16 protein-coding genes and 9 tRNA genes are annotated in these 19,669 nt (G+C 44.9%); 1 reads left to right on the top strand and 24 read right to left on the bottom strand.

The features are described 5' to 3' along the window. Positions 1–9: 9 nt before the first annotated feature. The 16 genes from oadA to pncC form a co-directional block, all read right to left on the bottom strand. Complete coding sequence (gene oadA / locus AACR09_RS01605) at positions 10–1,791, bottom strand: sodium-extruding oxaloacetate decarboxylase subunit alpha (protein WP_193835913.1); 1,782 nt, start codon at positions 1,789–1,791, stop codon at positions 10–12. A gap of 31 nt (positions 1,792–1,822) precedes the next feature. Next, entirely contained in the window at positions 1,823–2,080 is a 258-nt protein-coding gene (locus AACR09_RS01600) for an oxaloacetate decarboxylase subunit gamma (RefSeq protein ID WP_010435831.1), read from the bottom strand. Positions 2,081–2,455: 375 nt separating this feature from the next. Then, positions 2,456–2,532, bottom strand: a tRNA-Arg gene (locus AACR09_RS01595). 84 nt (positions 2,533–2,616) lie between these two features. After that, a tRNA-Arg gene (locus AACR09_RS01590) sits at positions 2,617–2,693 on the bottom strand. A 101-nt stretch (positions 2,694–2,794) separates the two neighbouring features. Beyond that, positions 2,795–2,871, bottom strand: a tRNA-Arg gene (locus AACR09_RS01585). A 91-nt stretch (positions 2,872–2,962) separates the two neighbouring features. Then, positions 2,963–3,039 (bottom strand) — tRNA-Arg (locus AACR09_RS01580). A gap of 101 nt (positions 3,040–3,140) precedes the next feature. Further along, a tRNA-Arg gene (locus tag AACR09_RS01575) sits at positions 3,141–3,217 on the bottom strand. A gap of 84 nt (positions 3,218–3,301) precedes the next feature. Continuing rightward, positions 3,302–3,378 (bottom strand) — tRNA-Arg (locus AACR09_RS01570). An 85-nt stretch (positions 3,379–3,463) separates the two neighbouring features. Next, positions 3,464–3,556: transfer RNA gene (locus AACR09_RS01565), tRNA-Ser, on the bottom strand. A 48-nt stretch (positions 3,557–3,604) separates the two neighbouring features. After that, positions 3,605–3,681, bottom strand: a tRNA-Arg gene (locus AACR09_RS01560). Between the two features lie 46 nt (positions 3,682–3,727). Further along, a tRNA-Ser gene (locus AACR09_RS01555) sits at positions 3,728–3,820 on the bottom strand. A gap of 477 nt (positions 3,821–4,297) precedes the next feature. Further along, complete coding sequence (gene csrA, locus AACR09_RS01550) at positions 4,298–4,495, bottom strand: carbon storage regulator CsrA (protein ID WP_004415691.1); 198 nt, start codon at positions 4,493–4,495, stop codon at positions 4,298–4,300. 92 nt (positions 4,496–4,587) lie between these two features. Then, positions 4,588–5,769, bottom strand: coding sequence for an aspartate kinase (locus AACR09_RS01545; protein WP_193836205.1), 1,182 nt, complete (start codon positions 5,767–5,769; stop codon positions 4,588–4,590). A gap of 220 nt (positions 5,770–5,989) precedes the next feature. Continuing rightward, a complete protein-coding gene (gene alaS, locus AACR09_RS01540) occupies positions 5,990–8,572 on the bottom strand; it encodes an alanine--tRNA ligase (RefSeq protein ID WP_193835912.1) in 2,583 nt (860 codons plus the stop codon). Positions 8,573–8,894: 322 nt separating this feature from the next. Further along, positions 8,895–9,935, bottom strand: coding sequence for a recombinase RecA (recA, locus tag AACR09_RS01535; protein ID WP_004735435.1), 1,041 nt, complete (start codon positions 9,933–9,935; stop codon positions 8,895–8,897). Between the two features lie 139 nt (positions 9,936–10,074). Beyond that, a complete protein-coding gene (gene pncC / locus AACR09_RS01530) occupies positions 10,075–10,569 on the bottom strand; it encodes a nicotinamide-nucleotide amidase (protein ID WP_193835911.1) in 495 nt (164 codons plus the stop codon). Positions 10,570–10,692: 123 nt separating this feature from the next. On the opposite strand from pncC, the gene mutS reads away from it, so the two are divergent. After that, positions 10,693–13,254, top strand: a complete 2,562-nt coding sequence (gene mutS, locus AACR09_RS01525; protein ID WP_017092190.1) for a DNA mismatch repair protein MutS — start codon at positions 10,693–10,695, stop codon at positions 13,252–13,254. 157 nt (positions 13,255–13,411) lie between these two features. Here mutS and rpoS read toward each other — a convergent pair whose 3' ends face one another. The 8 genes from rpoS to ftsB all read right to left on the bottom strand — a co-directional run bounded on the left by rpoS (position 13,412) and on the right by ftsB (position 19,420). Next, entirely contained in the window at positions 13,412–14,392 is a 981-nt protein-coding gene (gene rpoS / locus AACR09_RS01520) for an RNA polymerase sigma factor RpoS (RefSeq protein WP_004735404.1), read from the bottom strand. 98 nt (positions 14,393–14,490) lie between these two features. Further along, positions 14,491–15,405 carry a murein hydrolase activator NlpD gene (gene nlpD / locus AACR09_RS01515; protein WP_121602944.1) on the bottom strand — a complete coding sequence of 305 codons (915 nt, stop codon included), beginning with the start codon at positions 15,403–15,405 and terminating at the stop codon, positions 14,491–14,493. Positions 15,406–15,439: 34 nt separating this feature from the next. Further along, positions 15,440–16,066 (bottom strand): protein-L-isoaspartate(D-aspartate) O-methyltransferase, encoded by a 627-nt coding sequence (locus AACR09_RS01510; RefSeq protein WP_004735402.1) that lies wholly within the window; start codon positions 16,064–16,066, stop codon positions 15,440–15,442. Beyond that, the gene (gene surE, locus AACR09_RS01505; RefSeq protein ID WP_193835910.1) at positions 16,067–16,810 is read right to left on the bottom strand and encodes a 5'/3'-nucleotidase SurE; all 744 of its coding nucleotides are present in this window, start codon (positions 16,808–16,810) and stop codon (positions 16,067–16,069) included. Between the two features lie 76 nt (positions 16,811–16,886). Then, entirely contained in the window at positions 16,887–17,933 is a 1,047-nt protein-coding gene (gene truD, locus AACR09_RS01500; protein ID WP_016795281.1) for a tRNA pseudouridine(13) synthase TruD, read from the bottom strand. Positions 17,934–17,955: 22 nt separating this feature from the next. After that, positions 17,956–18,435 carry a 2-C-methyl-D-erythritol 2,4-cyclodiphosphate synthase gene (gene ispF, locus AACR09_RS01495; RefSeq protein WP_004735397.1) on the bottom strand — a complete coding sequence of 160 codons (480 nt, stop codon included), beginning with the start codon at positions 18,433–18,435 and terminating at the stop codon, positions 17,956–17,958. Between the two features lie 2 nt (positions 18,436–18,437). Then, entirely contained in the window at positions 18,438–19,139 is a 702-nt protein-coding gene (gene ispD / locus AACR09_RS01490) for a 2-C-methyl-D-erythritol 4-phosphate cytidylyltransferase (RefSeq protein WP_102537960.1), read from the bottom strand. Continuing rightward, positions 19,139–19,420 (bottom strand): cell division protein FtsB, encoded by a 282-nt coding sequence (gene ftsB / locus AACR09_RS01485; RefSeq protein WP_004735394.1) that lies wholly within the window; start codon positions 19,418–19,420, stop codon positions 19,139–19,141. The genes ispD and ftsB overlap by 1 nt, the downstream gene beginning before the upstream one ends. Positions 19,421–19,669 lie beyond the last annotated feature (249 nt).

The raw sequence follows: 19,669 nt of genomic DNA, 5'->3' as shown, positions 1-19,669 counted from the left end.
GGTACTCCCTTACGCTAAGCTTAGTAGTGGAGCGCCTACAGTAACTGCATCGCCTTCTTTAACATTCAATTCCTGAACGATACCACCACGAGCAGCACGAACTTCCGTTTCCATTTTCATCGCTTCCAAGATCAGTAGCACATCGCCTTCAGCCACTTCTGCACCAGGCTGAACGATCACTTTGAAGATGTTGCCTGCTAATGGAGCTGGAACCGCTTCTGCATCAGAAGCCGCAACTGGTGCTGCTTGAGACGCTTGTGCTGGTTTCGCTGATGGAGATACTGATGTCAGTTCGCCTTGTGGCCCGACTTCAACATCATAAACTTGACCATCAACCTTCACGCTGTAGCTTTCAATGCTACCTGCAACAGGCTGTGGTGCCGCAGTAGGAGCTGCCGTTTCTGCAGTTGGTGCAGGTTCAAATGCTTCAGGGTTACGACGGTTCTTAAGGAACTTAAGGCCGACTTGTGGGAAAAGTGCGTATGTCAGTACATCATCAACGGTATCTTCAGCGAGTGAAATGCCATCTGATTTCGCTTTTTCTAAAAGGTCTGTCGTTAACGTATCCATTTCAGACTTAAGTAAATCAGCAGGACGACACGTGATTGGCTCTGCACCATCTAACACTTTCGCTTGCAGTTCAGCATCAACCTCAGCAGGCGCTTGACCGTATTCACCTTTCAGTAGACCAGCAGTCTCTTTAGTGATGCTCTTGTAGCGCTCACCCGTTAGAACGTTGATAACCGCTTGAGTACCAACAATCTGAGAAGTAGGTGTTACCAAAGGAATGTAACCCAGCTCTTTACGTACGCGAGGGATCTCTTCGAGCACTTCATCCATACGATCGGCTGCGCCCTGTTCTTTAAGCTGGCCTTCCATGTTGGTTAACATGCCGCCAGGAACCTGAGCAATCAAGATACGTGAATCAACACCTTTTAGCTGACCTTCCCATTTCGCGTACTTTTTACGTACATCACGGAAGTAAGCCGCGATGGGTTCGATCTGATCAAGCTTAAGATTGGTATCACGCTCTGTACCTTCTAACATCGCAACAACCGTTTCGGTTGGCGTGTGACCGTAAGTACAGCTCATTGAAGAAATAGCGGTGTCTAGAATATCGATACCCGCTTCAACGGCTTTAACCGCTGTTGCAGTCGATAGACCGGTTGTCGCGTGGCTATGCAGCGCTAGAGGAACGTCACACGATGCTTTGATACGTGTAATCAGCTCTTCCGCTTCATACGGCTTTAATAAACCTGACATATCTTTGATACATAGTGAGTGACAACCTAGGTCCTCTAGGCGCTTAGCTAAATCAACCCAAGTATCTGAGTTGTGAACCGGACTGGTTGTGTAAGACAACGTACCTTGAGCGTGACCACCAACATCAATCGTTGCTTTCACTGCTGTTTCAAAGTTACGTACGTCATTCATCGCATCAAAAATACGGAATACATCCATGCCGTTCTTATGGGCACGTTCCACAAATTTCTCTACTACATCATCCGCGTAGTGACGGTAACCCAATAAATTTTGACCACGCAGTAGCATCTGCATTGGTGTGTTTGGCATCGCTTTTTTCAGCTCACGCAAGCGCTCCCACGGATCTTCTCCTAGAAAACGAATACACGAATCAAACGTTGCGCCGCCCCAAGTCTCTAAAGACCAGTAACCGACTTTATCCAGTTCTGCCGCAATTGGCAGCATATCTTCGATACGCATACGAGTAGCAAATAGTGACTGGTGCGCGTCACGAAGTACCACATCTGTGATAGCTAGTGGTTTAGACATGCTCATAAACTCCTTTTTAATCCTTTAAATGCTACTTAGCAGTAGACGCACGGTATTGATGAACCGCGGCCGAAATTGCTGCCACTACCTGTGGACTAACAGCTGAAGGGTTTGATTGTGATTTTTTAATTTTTTTAGGTGCTGCGATCGGCTCTGGTACTTCTTCTGGTACCAGTTTTGACATCAACCGAACGAGGTAAACTAGAATAGTTAGGAAAATAAAGACAACGGACATCCCCGTTATCATTAGAGTCGCCGCATCTCCTAGCAGGCTTCCAATATTAGTCATGTTGCTTCCTTTCTTCGTCATCCTGACATACGTGCAGGATTTCAGCGAATAGTGATCCCGACCCATGGATTATCTCGATTGGTAAAAGTTTGTCAATTTTGTTTAAGGTTCTGTTACGGATAACGCACACATAAGGTTAATTATTCGCCTATCAGATCACATAAATCTGTCAAATACGTCATTTATAGATATTTAAACTGTGACTTAAACGGGGCTTTTCTTAGAAATGATATGAGAAAGGTGGAATAACAAAGAAGCAATCAAGAATTACTTTAAATACAACAAGTTAAACAACGACAAAATTTAACATTATCGCAACAAATTTGCAGCAGGCATAAAAAAAGCCTCGTATAAACGAGGCTTTCTTTAATAAGGTGGTGCGCCCTGGAGGATTCGAACCTCCGACCGCCTGGTTCGTAGCCAGGTACTCTATCCAGCTGAGCTAAGGGCGCAACGGTTTCGATATTAAGCTGTCAGTTAAGGCAATAAAGCAAAACTAAACGTTCAACATCAGGATTAATGAAAACCCTAAATAGTGGTGCGCCCTGGAGGATTCGAACCTCCGACCGCCTGGTTCGTAGCCAGGTACTCTATCCAGCTGAGCTAAGGGCGCAACGGTTTCGATATTAAGCTGTTAGTTAAGGCAATAAAGCAGTTAAGACTATAAAGCAAAACTAAACGTTCAACATCAGGATTAATGAAAACCCTAAATAGTGGTGCGCCCTGGAGGATTCGAACCTCCGACCGCCTGGTTCGTAGCCAGGTACTCTATCCAGCTGAGCTAAGGGCGCAACGGTTTCGATATCAAATTGTTAGTTAAAGCAATAAAGCAATAAAGCAAAACTAAACGTTCAACATCAGGATTAGTGAAAACCCTAAAAGTGGTGCGCCCTGGAGGATTCGAACCTCCGACCGCCTGGTTCGTAGCCAGGTACTCTATCCAGCTGAGCTAAGGGCGCAACGGTTTCGATATTAAGCTGTTAGTTAAAGCAATAAAGCAGTTAAGACTATAAAGCAAAACTAAACATTCAACATCAGGATTAGTGAAAACCCTAAATAGTGGTGCGCCCTGGAGGATTCGAACCTCCGACCGCCTGGTTCGTAGCCAGGTACTCTATCCAGCTGAGCTAAGGGCGCAACGGTTTCGACACTGAGCTTTTAGCTAAGGCAATAAAGCAAAACTAAATATTCAACATCAGGATTAATGAAAACCCTAAATAGTGGTGCGCCCTGGAGGATTCGAACCTCCGACCGCCTGGTTCGTAGCCAGGTACTCTATCCAGCTGAGCTAAGGGCGCACGGTATCTTCAAGTGAAGAAGTTGTGAAATATATCACATTCTTGTTTCTACGAAACAAAAAAAAGGCCATAGGCCTGTAATGAATGGCGGTGAGGGAGGGATTCGAACCCTCGATGCGGCTACAAACCACATACTCCCTTAGCAGGGGAGCGCCTTCGGCCACTCGGCCACCTCACCTAATTCATTATTCTTATTCATTACTTCTTAACAAAGTAATCTAAAGAATGGTGCGCCCTGGAGGATTCGAACCTCCGACCGCCTGGTTCGTAGCCAGGTACTCTATCCAGCTGAGCTAAGGGCGCACATTGTTACTTCTGTGTTTGCTTGCAAATTCAAACGTGCAAGAAATGGCGGTGAGGGAGGGATTCGAACCCTCGATGCGGCTATAAACCACATACTCCCTTAGCAGGGGAGCGCCTTCGGCCTCTCGGCCACCTCACCGTCTTGCGGAGGCACATATTACGTTTTACCGAAAATATGTCAAACACTTTATTGAAAAAAACCGGACAAAAACATTCAACCGTTTGCAATTTAATCAAAGCGCTTGCAAATTGAACTTATAACATCCAATTAGCGCTTTTTCCCTTAAAAATTAAGGTGAAAGATTGGCAATAATTAACAGCGGAAAACAATTATCTAATTTATCTCGCAGTAAGTGTCACTGCTGTTTGCACCATACTACGGGATGCTCTATTTCGCCATAGGGCAAGTCAGTAAAACTTGAACTATGGCAAACAAATATCATGATGCTTCAATAAGAGTTAACTCTGGTGGCTTGGCTTTTCTATATCAAGCACTCCATCCAGCATCTAAAACTAAACCAGCTAGTGAATCAACCTATTGCTAAGTTGTGATTATGTGCACCCCAAGATCAAAAAAGGCTAGCAACAATGCTAGCCCCTCTTCTACGCAAAAGTATTAGTAGTTGCCAGATGCAACGTTACCATTACCTTTTTCAGCTTGAATGCGCATGTAGATCTCTTCACGGTGAACAGATACTTCTTTAGGTGCGTTAACACCAATACGTACTTGGTTACCTTTAACGCCTAGTACAGTAACTGTTACTTCATCACCAATCATCAGTGTTTCGCCAACACGGCGAGTCAAAATTAGCATTCTTTGCTCCTTGAGTAATCTCTAAATTTATCTAGCTACGAGAGCATTATCCAACAAAAGTTATATTTTCGTAAACTATCGATTGAGTTTATTTAACCAAAATGCACTTCTTTTTTAAGATAACCCTGTGTTTCACGCGCTACGATGTATGCATTGTGTAATATGTTAGCAGCTATATCGACTTGCGTTGGTGATATCACCAAAGTTAAAGACTGCTGCTGCAATAAGTGATGTTGTACATCAATTTCGCCTTCAGACAACAATCCATGTGAACTGACCACAATTTCTTGCGTTCGGCTTCCTACCACAGTTAACAAACTAACATATTCACTATTACGGATTTTTTCAGCAAAAACTAGTTTTAATTTAGCACTTATGTCCGGTTTGATAATGAGCGCTGCCCGTTCTGTTTCCTCGATCACACTACAGACTTCGATCCCTAACAACTGGCAATGCGACATGAGAGACGGTAAATCTTGATTCAAACACTCGATGCGAACCATATCTCTTTGAATGGCTATTCCAGCAATATCATTCAAACAATCATTACCCGCGATGAGAGTGCCCTCGCCTTCTTCAAAACTCGAAAGTACTCTTAGTGGTACATTGTGTCGCCACGCATGCTGAACACATGGAAGGTGCAAAACCTTAGCGCCTCTGCGAGCCATTTCTTCCATAGAGGGAAAGTCTAAGGTATCTAATTTTTTAGATTGCTTAACCACTCTAGGGTCGCAGGAATATACGCCATCAACGTCGGTATAGATCTGACACTCTTTAGCTTGAAGCGCGCCCGCTAATGCAACGGCCGTGGTATCTGAACCACCTCGCCCTAAGGTTGTGATATCACCTTTCGCGTTAACACCTTGAAAACCTGCAACAATGACAATCTGGTCATCATCTAACAGCGCTCTAATAGGAGCGGTATCAATACGCTCAATCGTCGCATTATTATGATTAGAATCGGTGTGTATCTTGGCTTGATAGCCGGTCATCGATGTCGCTTCATAACCCAACTTGTGCAACGTCATCGCCAACAAAGCCATGGAAACTTGTTCTCCAGCCGTTAACAACACATCCAATTCTCTAGCGTTTGGCACGCTATCAACTTGTGAAGCTAAGTTAACTAACCGATTTGTTTCACCTGACATAGCAGAAACGATAACCAAGATCTGGTTCCCTTCATTTTTCGCTTCAATGATTTTTTCTGCTACATGATGGATCCGCTCTATTGAACCCACCGACGTTCCACCAAATTTCTGCACGATAAGAGGCATTTTCACCCGTCCTCACCTTCCCAAGACCAATGTCTATATATGACAAAAAAACACATACTCCGCGTCAGGGCGAAGCAATAAAAAATTAACCAAGGAGTCTAACGCCACCATTAGACTTCTTGGTTAATCTCAATCAAACCTTGTTTAAACACGCTTCCAATAGGCAAAATAAAAGATGCCCAATCAACTGATTGGGCATCTTTATATCAATTACTTAAGCTTAAAGACGCTCTTCTAGCCAAGTACGTACAGATTTAAGCGCTTCAGGCAGCGCTTCAACGTCTGTACCGCCCGCTTGAGCCATATCTGGACGACCGCCGCCTTTACCGCCAACTTGCTCAGCAACCATCTTAACGAGGTCACCCGCTTTTACTTTGCCGATAAGGTCTTTGGTTACGCCAGCAATCAAGCCAACTTTACCGTCTGCGATATTCGCAATCAGGATGATGCCGCTACCTACTTGGTTTTTAGCGTTATCAACCATAGTACGTAGGTTCTTGTTGTCTGCGCCTTCAATTGCAGCAACCAAAACTTTAGTACCAGAGATGTCTTCTACTTTGCCCATGATATTTGCGCTTTCTGCAGCAGCCATCTTTTCTTTAAGCAGTTGGACTTCTTTCTCTAGCGATTTCGCTTTCTTAGCTGATTCAGCCAATTTCTCTTCGTAAGCGTTAGCCTGAGCTTCTACTGCATCTAGAGCAGCTTCACCCGTTACCGCTTCAATACGACGAATACCCGCAGCAATACCACCTTCAGAAGTGATCTTGAATAGACCAATATCACCCGTGTTGCTTGCGTGGATACCACCACAAAGTTCAGTCGAGAAATCGCCCATAGATAGAACGCGAACTTCATCATCGTACTTCTCGCCAAACAGTGCCATTGCACCTTTTTCTTTCGCTGACTCGATATCCATGATGTTGGTTTCAATCACGTGGTTCTTACGAACTTGTACGTTAACCAAACGCTCTACTTCTTTAATCTGTGCCGGTGTTACCGCTTCAAGGTTAGAAAAGTCAAAACGTAGGTTGTCTGGCTTAACTAAAGAACCTTTTTGTGCAACGTGCTCACCTAGCACTTCGCGCAGTGCAGAGTGAAGTAAGTGAGTTGCAGAGTGGTTTAGTGAAATAGCAGCACGACGCTCAGCGTCAACAATAGCTTCTACTTTATCGCCTTGAGCAAATACACCTTCAACTAGCTCACCGTGGTGCGCAAATGCATTACCTAGCTTCTGAGTGTCTTGTACTTTGAATAGACCAGATGCTGTTTTTAGCGTACCAGCGTCACCGCATTGACCGCCTGACTCAGCGTAGAATGGTGTCTCTTCAAGGATGATGATTGCTTTGTCGCCAGCCGATAGTGAAGATACTTCTTCGCCGTCAACAAATAGCGCAGAGATTTCACCCGCACCTTCAGTCGCTGTGTAACCACAGAACTCAGTGTTCGTGTCTACTTTGATCGTCGCGTTGTAATCAGTACCGAATTGGCCTGCTTCACGTGCACGCTTACGCTGTGCTTCCATCGCCTTCTCAAAGCCTTCTTCATCGATAGTAAAGTCGCGTTCACGAGCTACATCGTTAGTAAGGTCAGCTGGGAAGCCGTATGTATCGTAAAGTTTGAAGACTGTTTCACCGTCAAGCTCTTTGCCTTCAAGTGCGTCTAATGCGTCGTTAAGGATAACCATGCCACGCTCTAGCGTGCGACCAAAGTTCTCTTCTTCGATGCGAAGTACTTTTTCAACAAGCTCTTGCTGTTTCTTAAGCTCTTCAGCCGCAGAACCCATCACTTCAGCCAGTACACCCACAAGTTTGTGGAAGAACACGCCTTGTGCACCAATCTTGTTACCGTGACGAACTGCACGACGAATAATACGACGTAGAACGTAGCCACGACCTTCGTTTGAAGGCATTACGCCATCAGCGATTAGGAATGAACAAGAACGGATGTGGTCAGCAATAACGCGCAGCGATTGGTTAGATAGGTCGTCGTGACCTACTACTTCTGCTGTCGCCTTGATTAGCTTTTGGAATACATCAATTTCGTAGTTAGAGTGAACGCCCTGCATGATTGCAGAGATACGCTCAATACCCATACCAGTATCTACAGCTGGCTTAGGTAGCGGTTCCATAGTGCCATCAGCGTGACGATTGAACTGCATGAATACGTTGTTCCAGATCTCGATGAAACGGTCACCATCTTCTTCAGGTGTACCAGGACGGCCGCCCCAAATGTGCTCACCGTGATCGTAGAAGATTTCAGTACATGGACCACAAGGACCTGTGTCACCCATTGTCCAGAAGTTATCAGATTCAAACTTCTTGCCGCCTTCTTTGTCGCCGATGCGAACAATCTTGTCAGCTGGGATGCCTACTTTCTTGTTCCAGATTTCGAATGCTTCGTCATCTGTCTCGTAAACCGTTACTAACAGACGATCTTTTGGCAGACCTAGTGTTTCAGTCAGGAATTCCCAAGCAAACCCAATCGCTTCTTCTTTGAAGTAATCGCCAAAGCTGAAGTTACCTAGCATTTCGAAGAATGTGTGGTGACGAGCCGTGAAACCTACGTTTTCAAGGTCATTGTGTTTACCACCCGCACGTACACAACGCTGAGCCGTAGTTGCTCGAGTGTAGGCACGCTTTTCGGCGCCTAGGAAGCAATCTTTGAATTGGTTCATACCTGCGTTAGTGAACAGCAGGGTTGGATCGTTATGTGGAACTAACGATGAACTGTCTACGATTTGGTGTTCTTTGCTCTCAAAGAACTTAAGGAACGCGTTGCGAACCTCATCAGTGCTCATGTACATGCAGCTCTTCCTGAAAATAGTCGAGTTAGAATTTTGCCGTATTGTAGATCATGGTTAAGGCTTCGACTAGTTTTCTTGTAGAAAAGACACCCTTGGGCAGGATTTTAGTTGGAAATCGATAAAATGAAGAATATTCCACTAGCTCAGATAGGGAACAAACAAAAAATTGGCAAGCTACCTCAAACAACCAAATAGATCTAGCAAGGCGCTGCAAGGATGGGGACAGATACTTTGACAAAAAAGCCCCGCATAAAATATGCGAGGCTTCCTATTCTTTCAAAGCGGATGTTCCTTTCAAACACCCGCTCTATAAACCGTTAGCTTATAGCTCTTCGTTTTCTTCTTCTTTCTCTGCGCCTTTTTCTTCAAGAACAGCAGGAGTCAGTAGCAATTCGCGAAGCTTAGTGTCAAGTTCCAGAGCGATCTCTGGGTTTTCACGTAGGTGCTTACAAGAGTTCGATTTACCTTGGCCGATCTTGTCGCCTTTGTAGCTGTACCAAGCGCCCGCTTTCTCAACTAGCTTATTCTTAACACCTAAATCGATAAGCTCACCTTCGCGGTTGAAGCCTTTGCCGTAAAGGATTTGAGTTTCAGCTTGTTTGAATGGTGCAGCAATCTTGTTCTTAACAACCTTGATACGAGTCTCGTTACCAACAACTTCATCACCATCTTTGATTGCACCAGTACGGCGAATATCAAGACGAACAGATGCGTAGAACTTAAGTGCATTACCACCGGTTGTTGTTTCTGGGTTACCAAACATCACACCAATTTTCATACGAATTTGGTTAATGAAGATAGCCATACAGTTAGACTGTTTAAGGTTACCTGTCAGCTTACGCATTGCTTGAGAAAGCATACGCGCTTGAAGACCCATGTGGCTATCGCCCATTTCGCCTTCGATCTCAGCTTTAGGTGTTAGTGCAGCAACCGAGTCAATAACAAGAACATCGATAGCACCTGAACGAGCCAGTGCATCACAGATTTCTAGAGCTTGTTCACCGGTATCAGGTTGAGATACAAGCAAAGCATCGATATCAACACCCAACTTTTGAGCGTAGATAGGGTCAAGTGCGTGTTCCGCATCCACGAATGCACACGTTTTACCCACTCTCTGCGCTGCAGCAATAAGCTCAAGCGTTAGCGTTGTTTTACCTGATGATTCTGGACCGTAAACTTCAACGATACGTCCCATCGGTAAGCCACCAGCACCTAGTGCGATATCTAGAGATAGAGAACCTGTAGAAATAGTTTCTACGTCCATTGTGCGGTTATCACCAAGACGCATGATAGAACCTTTACCAAATTGCTTTTCAATCTGACCAAGGGCTGCAGCTAACGCTTTTTGTTTATTCTCGTCCATTTCTATCTCCACATAATCGGTTGTTTCAACAAGCGACTTAGAATCTATTTCTAACCCACAAAGGGGTGACTAATTGGCTTTTATTATACTGTTGATTCATACAGTGTCCATACCTGTATGAAAATAATTTGTACAAATGTTACTTGTCTTCCATTGATAGGTAATCATAAATAACTTGTAAGGCATGGTGCGTAGCTTGTTGGCGTACTTGTGATCTATCGCCTGTAAATACATGCGTTCCTACTTTGTTCCACCCATTTACTGCTTTCCAAGCAAAACACACAGTCCCTACCGGTTTCTCTTCCGTGCCGCCGCCCGGGCCAGCAATACCGCTGATAGACACAGAAATAGTGCCGTTTGAATGTTGTAGTGCCCTGTTAGCCATTTCTATAACCACCGGCTCACTCACAGCACCAAACTCAACTAAGGTTTCAAGCTGAACACCGATCATCTCTTGTTTCGCTTCATTACTGTAGGTCACAAAAGCACGGTCAAACCATGCGGAGCTCCCTGCGATGTCCGTTACCGCGCTAGCAACACCACCGCCAGTGCAAGATTCAGCCGTCACTAATACATGTTTATGCTTCGCAAGTAAGTGTCCGAGTTTTTCACTAAGAGCTTGAGTCGTCTGCATCTTTGGCTTCCCTTATCTAGATGTATATCATTTGGATTTGCATCTTTTCGCATGTGTCGCTTTTCGCACGAAACGCTTTCACGTATCCTAAGCCGCAATAGAAATAAACGAAAGAAGTTAACTGTGAAAGCCGATCAAAAACATACTCCTATGATGCAGCAGTACCTAAAACTAAAAGCAGAAAATCCAGAAATTTTGCTGTTCTACCGCATGGGAGATTTCTACGAGCTTTTCTACGATGACGCTAAGAAAGCCTCTCAACTCCTCGATATTTCACTAACTAAGCGTGGCTCCTCAAACGGTGAGCCTATCCCTATGGCGGGCGTTCCATACCATGCCGTGGAAGGTTATCTTGCGAAGTTAGTGCAGTTGGGCGAGTCCGTAGCAATTTGTGAGCAGATTGGTAATCCAGCAACTTCAAAGGGCCCGGTTGATCGCGCTGTCGTAAGAATTGTGACACCAGGGACAGTAACGGATGAAGCACTGCTTTCTGAGCGTGTTGATAACCTTATAGCCTCCATTTACCACCACAATGGTAAATTTGGCTACGCGACGCTTGATATTACTTCTGGTCGATTCCAACTATGTGAGCCGGAAACCGAAGAAGCAATGGCGGCAGAGCTACAAAGAACGTCACCACGTGAACTGCTGTTCCCTGAAGATTTCGAACCTGTAAATTTGATGGCAAGTCGTAATGGCAATCGCCGTCGCCCGGTATGGGAATTTGAATTAGATACAGCGAAGCAGCAACTGAATCAACAATTTGGTACTCGTGACTTAGTTGGCTTTGGTGTTGAAAGCGCAAAACTAGGTTTATGCGCTGCGGGTTGTCTGATCCAATACGTTAAAGATACGCAACGTACTGCCCTTCCGCATATCCGTTCACTCACAATGGATAAGCAAGATCATTCTGTGATCCTTGATGCGGCTACTCGCCGTAATTTGGAGATCACCCAAAATCTTAGTGGCGGCACCGATAACACCCTATCTGAAGTGCTTGACCACACCGCGACGGCTATGGGTAGCCGTATGCTTAAGCGTTGGCTACATCAACCCATGCGTAATATTTCAGCTCTTGACCAACGCTTAGATGCGATTGGTGAAATGAAAGATCTTGCTCTATTTACAGAGTTACAACCAACGCTGAAACAGATCGGTGATATCGAACGTATTCTTGCTCGTCTTGCCCTTCGCTCTGCACGTCCACGTGATATGGCACGACTTCGCCAAGCGATGGAATACCTACCAGAGCTTGCTGAAACGCTAACGCAACTTAAACACCCATATCTAACTCAGCTTGCTCAGTATGCTTCGCCTGTGGATGAAGTATCTGAACTGCTTGAGCGTGCGATCAAAGAGAACCCACCCGTGGTTATCCGCGATGGTGGTGTGATAGCAGAAGGCTACAACGCCGAGCTAGATGAATGGCGCGACCTTGCTGCAGGTGCAACCGAGTTTCTGGATAAGCTTGAGCAAGAAGAGCGTGAACGTCACGGTATCGACACGCTAAAAGTTGGCTACAACAACGTCCACGGTTTCTTCATTCAGGTAAGCCGCGGACAAAGCCATCTTGTGCCACCACACTATGTTCGCCGCCAAACGCTGAAAAATGCAGAACGTTACATTATTCCTGAGCTGAAAGAGCACGAAGACAAAGTTCTCAGCTCTAAATCGAAAGCCCTAGCTATCGAGAAGAAGTTGTGGGAAGAGCTGTTTGATTTGTTATTGCCTTATTTAGAGCGACTGCAAAACATTGCATCTTCAGTGTCTCAGCTTGATGTTCTACAGAACTTAGCTGAACGTGCAGACACCCTTGATTACTGTCGTCCAACAATGACAGAGTCTGCTGGTGTACAAATTCAGGCTGGTCGTCACCCTGTTGTTGAACAAGTGATGGACGAACCCTTTATTGCTAACCCTATCGACCTCAACGATCAACGTAAGATGCTGATCATTACAGGTCCAAACATGGGTGGTAAGTCGACCTACATGCGTCAGACCGCACTCATTGCGCTGATGGCTCATATTGGTTGTTATGTTCCAGCAGAAAGCGCGACGATTGGTTCTATCGACCGTATCTTTACTCGTATTGGCGCATCCGATGATTTGGCTTCGGGTCGTTCAACCTTCATGGTTGAGATGACAGAAACCGCAAACATTCTGCACAACGCGACACCAAATAGCCTTGTGTTAATGGATGAAATTGGTCGTGGTACCAGTACTTACGATGGTCTGTCTCTGGCTTGGGCAAGTGCTGAATGGCTAGCCAATCAAATAAATGCGATGACACTGTTTGCAACGCACTACTTTGAGCTAACTGAACTGCCAAACCAAATACCAACCTTAGCGAACGTACACTTAGATGCGGTTGAACATGGCGACAGCATTGCCTTTATGCACGCAGTTCAAGAAGGTGCAGCAAGTAAATCTTACGGCCTCGCGGTTGCAGGTTTAGCTGGTGTACCGAAAGCGGTAATCAAAAATGCACGCGCGAAGCTGACTCAGTTAGAAGCATTGAGTATCGACTCTCCGACATCAAAGCCAAGCGGCGTTGATATCGCTAACCAACTGAGCCTGATACCTGAACCGAGTGAAGTAGAACAAGCACTAGCGAATGTTGACCCTGATGATTTAACTCCTCGCCAAGCGTTAGAAGAACTCTATCGTTTGAAGAAGTTGCTTTAGTCTCTTTCCAAGTAGCTTGTTATTGTCGCTTGCTATTGTCGTTTTGTACTGTCACTTAAGTAGGCAGCATCAGATACAAAAGCCACAAACAAAAAAACGCTGACTTAGAGTCAGCGTTTTTATTTGTCTTCTATTCAAAGAAACATCATCAGTTCATTTAGTCATTTTCTACGTTGAACAGATTTTCCATATTCAGGCCTTGCTTGATAAGAATCTCACGTAGACGGCGAAGACCTTCAACTTGGATTTGACGAACACGTTCACGAGTCAGGCTAATTTCACGGCCTACTTCTTCTAGTGTTGACGGTTCGTAACCCAGTAGTCCAAAGCGACGTGCAAGCACCTCTTTCTGCTTAGGATTCAGTTCATCAAGCCAGAAAATCAACGAATTCTTGATATCGCTATCTTGAGTTGAAACCTCAGGATCTGAATTGTTGATGTCTGGAATAATATCCAACAGTGCTTTCTCACCGTCACCACCAATTGGCGTATCAACAGAGCTCACTCTTTCGTTTAGACGAAGCATCTTACTCACATCACCAACAGGCTTATCTAGCTTAGAAGCAATTTCTTCCGCCGTTGGTTCATGATCAAGTTTTTGTGATAGCTCTCTTGCGGTACGCAGATAGATGTTCAGCTCTTTCACAACATGGATTGGCAAACGGATAGTGCGAGTCTGATTCATTAACGCACGTTCAATGGTTTGACGAATCCACCATGTCGCGTAAGTTGAGAAGCGGAAACCACGTTCTGGGTCAAATTTCTCTACGGCGCGAATCAAACCTAGGTTGCCTTCTTCAATAAGATCAAGAAGTGCAAGACCACGGTTACTATAACGACGTGAAATTTTTACCACTAAACGCAGGTTACTTTCGATCATGCGTTTACGTGCTGCTTCATCACCGCGTAGAGCTCGTCGTGCATAAAGCACTTCTTCTTCAGCGGTTAGTAGTGGTGAGAAACCGATTTCGCCTAGATAAAGCTGAGTAGCATCTAAACTTTTAGACGTAACTTCAACTTCTTCTTTCGCTTCGGTTTTCTTTTTGACTGTTCGTTTTGCTTTTCCAAGAGCTTCCGGTTCCGTGGTTGCTTGGTTAAGATCGAACTCTTCTTTGGTTACTGCATTGCTTATACTCATAACGCCTCCCCCTGGCGAAATTAGCATGACATCACAACTTGATATGTCGCTAAATGACTATGTCACTCCATACAATACGTAATTTTTTCATATTGTATTTAAGGTAAATATCGTTTTGGATTAACCGATTTACCTTGGTAACGAATCTCAAAGTGCAGCCTAACACTGCTGGCTCCAGAGCTTCCCATAGTTGCAATCTTCTGCCCTGGTTTCACACTTTGCCCTTCAGATACTAATAGTCGGTCGTTATGCGCGTATGCACTTAAGTAATTATCATTGTGCTTCACAATCACTAGATTGCCGTAGCCTCGTAGTGCATTACCCGAATAAACAACCGTTCCCCCTGCAGTAGATACTATTGGCTGACCTCGCTGTCCTGCTATGTCGATGCCTTTATTTCCTTGTTCGCCTACAGAGAAATTCTTGATTACTCTCCCTTTAGTTGGCCATAACCATTTGGATACTTTATCACTTGTTGGTTTGGTGGACGGTGTAACATTCTGTTTACCTTTAGAACCAACATACTCCTTTGATTTGGATTGTTCAACCTTCTTTGGTGGATCTTTTTTCACCACTTTGGTGGTAGTTTGAGCTGGAGCAGGTTTAGAGTTTTTACTCTTCTGTGGCGTAGTTTTCGGTTTACTTGCTGTCGATGACGTAGTGGATGCCGCGACAGGCGCAGCAACGGCTGCAACCGCTACTGTTGATTTACCATACGCTGGCGCATTGTAACTCGGGCGCCACAACTTAAGCTTCTGCCCCGGGTGGATAGTGTAAGGAGCAGCGAGTTTGTTATAACCGATTAGGTCTTTAACGTCTTTATTGGTGACATAAGCAATGAAGTAAAGGGTGTCGCCTTTTTTTACTTCATAGTAACTGCCGCGATAACTACCACGATCAATCGATGAGTAATTCTTGTTTAGGCTTGAAACGGGCGCAGGTGAATTCGCCGCACACCCAACAAGTGCACAACTAAGCAATAAAGTACTTCCTTTTAACAACTTCGAACGCATCGACTCTCTATCCACCTACACCATTAGTCTTTTATTAAGCTAGCTCACCAGGGACGAGAGGTACAAATCTCACCATCTCGATAACACTCGATAAAAACTCGTCACCATGGCGAACAATCTTCAACAATTGCTGTTCGTCATCACCGACAGGAATCAATAAGCGACCACCATCTTTCAGCTGTTGCAAAAGCGCTTGAGGAATCGACTCTGCGGCAGCAGTTACGATAATCGCATCAAAAGGGGCTTTCGAAGACCATCCTTGCCAGCCATCACCGTGCTTGGTTGAAATATTGTAGAAATCGAGCTGTTTAAGACGACGCTTGGCATCCCATTGCAATGATTTAATTCTTTCAACCGAATACACATGATCAACCAGTTGAGCCAAGACCGCCGTTTGATAACCTGAGCCAGTTCCGATTTCTAAAACACGGCTATCTTGTTGTAATTCTAGCAACTCTGTCATCTTAGCAACAATGTACGGCTGAGAAATCGTCTGGCCCTGTCCGATAGGAAGCGCATTATTATCATAAGCTTGATGATACATCGCCTGTGATAAAAAGCTCTCTCTCGGCAGTTGATAAATAGCATCAAGAACCTTTTGATCCTGAATACCATTTTCAATCAGAAAAGTAATTAAGCGCTCTGCATGCGGATTACTCACTTACTTCTCCTCTAACCAAGTTGTCATCGCACCCAACGACTCGTGCGCAGTCAGGTCAACTTGTAATGGTGTTACCGATACAAAGCCATGCTCGATAGCGTAAAAATCCGTGCCTTCACCGGCATCTTGCTCTTTTCCCGGAGGACCAAGCCAATAGATATCATGACCTCGTGGGTCTTTTTGCTTAATCATATCTTCAGCATGATGACGAGCACCTAAGCGTGTCACCTGAGTACCAGACAACTGCTCTAACGCTAAATCAGGGATATTGACGTTTAACAGGCGATTGGTTGGGATTGGGCTTGCTAAATGTTGTTCGACGATACGACGAGCAATGACCGCCGCTGTCTTAAAATGTTTTTTACCCACCAGAGAAAACGCCACCGATTGAACGCCTAAAAAGTGCCCTTCCATTGCGGCTGCCACTGTACCTGAATAAAGCACATCGTCACCCAAGTTAGCACCATGATTAATACCCGTTAATACCAGATCAGGCATATCACTCTTTAGCAGTTCATTTAACGCAAAATGTACGCAGTCGGTCGGTGTTCCTTGTACCGAATATGTATTTTCGGTAATTTCTTGAACACGTAAAGGCTGTTCTAAAGTTAATGAATTTGAAGCGCCCGAGCGATTACGGTCAGGTGCAACAATGATAATTTCAGCAAGATCACGTAATTCATTGGCCAGCTCATGAATACCTTGAGCGTGCACACCATCATCGTTGCTGAGTAAAATCTTCATCTTGTATCCTTTCTTTTGTTCCAATGCCAAGTCACTTAATTTCCGATATCAAGTGACTTCGCTCCAAGCAGAATCGTTATTGCTCGTAGCTTCTCTCTACGTGAACTTCTTCAACCAATTCACGAACAATAGCGGTTGCGAAACAACCTGCATCGAGAGAGAACTTAAGAGTGACATTGTCTTCGTTCACTTCCCACGCTAAACCCATCGGCTTCAGCGAAGCTTCGCGGCGATCATGGCGCATACGGTTACCACAAATAAGAGCCATTAGATCCGGTTCAGCATCAAGGTGTTTCTGCTCTAAAGCTTGAGAGGCATCCGTCGTCGGTAACGCATTATCTCCAGCTAAAGCAACAGTAATAAACGCAGAGCCGTTCGCGATGTCTTGGTTTACCGCTTCGATGTTATCCGCTGTTACCGCTAATTGAGCGCCGTCTTTCACGACAATATCGCCAACCAATACCGACGCAAACGCATCTTGCTCAATACGGTCAGAAAGAATTAAGTTGTAAATCCAAGAACGAGCCGCAGAAAGATACAAGCTGCGCTTATTCTGATTACGCGTACGAACGTTTTCACGCCCCCAACGACGAGCTTCAGATAAGTTGTTACCTTCATTACCAAAGCGCTGAGCACCGAAGTAATTTGGCACGCCCACTTGAGCGACTTTTTCTAAACGCTTTACCACATCATCACAATCCGTTACTTCAGACAAAGTTAGCTCGAATTGGTTGCCAACTAAATCGCCTGGACGTAACTTTTTGTTGTGACGTGCTGTCGCCAAGATCTCAATGCTTGGGTATTGTGCGAGAAAAGCAGAGAAGTCAGGTTCACCTTTTGGCAGATGCACGCTTAACCACTGCTCTGTCACAGCATGACGGTCTTTCAAACCAGCCCAGCTCACGTCTTTCGACTTAACACCACACGCTTTAGCCAGTTCGTTTGCTACGAAGCTCGTGTTCTCACCAGTTTTACGAATACGCACCATTAAGTGCTCGCCTTCACCAGTAAACTCAAAACCCAAGTCTTCATTAACGACAAAGTGTTCGGCTTTTGCTTTTAGTTTTGCTTTCGCAGTTGGTTTACCGTTTAGGTAAGCCAATGAAGATAAAATATCTGACATGCTGTTCTTTTCGTATTGGTGCTTACGCACTTTTAGTAATTAGGACCACCGCTTCACATGCGATGCCCTCTTTGCGACCTGTAAAACCTAAACGCTCGGTAGTCGTGGCTTTTACATTCACATTGCTAATGCTTGTTTCTAAATCTTGAGCAATGGCTTGGCACATAGAGTCTATATGAGGAGCCATCTTTGGAGCTTGCGCCATGATAGTAATATCCGCATTACCAATCACATAACCTTGCTCTTTTACTCGACGGTAAACATCTTTAAGTAATTCGCGGCTATCTGCGCCTTTCCACTCATCATCCGTATCAGGGAAATGACGACCAATATCACCGGCTGCAATTGAACCCAGTAAAGCATCGCATAATGCGTGCAGGGCAACATCACCGTCTGAGTGTGCGATAAGACCCTGTTCATAAGGGACGCTCACGCCACCAATAATTACCGGGCCTTCACCACCAAATTTGTGTACATCAAAGCCATGGCCAATACGAATCATCATTATTCCTTATTCTGACTTAAATAGAACTCAGCCAAAGCCAAATCTTCAGGCTGAGTAATCTTAAAATTATCTGAACGCCCAGCAATCAATGCTGGTGATAAACCTTTCCACTCAAACGCAGAGGCCTCATCGGTAATCGAAACGCCTTGTTGCAAGGCTTCACTCAAGACTTTCCGTAAAGGCTTAGATCGGAACATCTGAGGGGTAAGCGCATGCCAAAGATCGACGCGATCGACCGTGTGTTCAATTTGTCCTTGCACACCACGTTTCATTGTATCGCGAACCGGCGCAGCTAAAATCGCGCCAACATCATGGGTCATAGCACCAGAGATCAGTTTGTCGATATCACTCAATTGGATACAAGGCCTAGCGGCATCATGCACCATCACCCAATCACTGAGTTGCTGTTGGACAATATAGTCCAGAGCAGAAAGCACCGAGTCGGCTCGTTCCGTTCCGCCGGACACTCTGATCACCTGTGGATTAAAGTTAAGCGGTAATTCAGGGTAATAAGGATCATCATCACTGATCGCTACTACGATTTTAGACACCTGAGGGTGAGACAACAGTTTCTCAACGGTGTGCTCTAAAATCGTTTTACCGTGAATTTGAAGATATTGCTTGGGACGGTCGGCTTTCATTCGGCTGCCGACGCCCGCTGCGGGGACCACTGCAATAACGCTTTGAAGTTGGTTCGACATTAATGAGATTCCTCACCAATAATACGATAAAACGTTTCGCCTTCTTTCACCATTCCCAGCTCATGACGTGCGCGCTCTTCTATCGCGTCTAAACCTTGGCGTAGATCGTCGATTTCCGCAAACATCTCAGCATTGCGAAGATGAAGCTTTTCATTTACTTGCTGCTGAACTTGGATTTCGTTGTTCACACCGTAGTAATCAGAAATACCATTTTTACCGAGCCACAGTGTGTGTTGTAGCCAGCCAAACACTATGAGCAGTACTAAAGCAAAAATTCGCATAACACCTTTCGCCGGTTGAAAAAGAAGGAACTAGAATAAGGCACATATATACCATAATGCGCTTATTGGTGCGAGATATGTGGTGTCAGGGAATCAATAAGTCGGGGAATTATTGGACAGAATAGTGAGTGGTAACAATGAAGTTCCCTACTCCTTTCTTCGTCAGTCTAGGGAATGACGAATTTGAGGCAAAAAAAATGCCCCGCATAAGCGAGGCATTTAAAGTTTAGATTAACAATTCCGTTGGTT

This window comes from Vibrio sp. OPT20 (genome assembly GCF_963889365.1).
Lineage (GTDB): Bacteria > Pseudomonadota > Gammaproteobacteria > Enterobacterales > Vibrionaceae > Vibrio > Vibrio splendidus.
The sequence above is the reverse complement of the archived record's forward strand: the minus strand, read 5'-3'. Positions and strand labels throughout refer to the sequence as shown.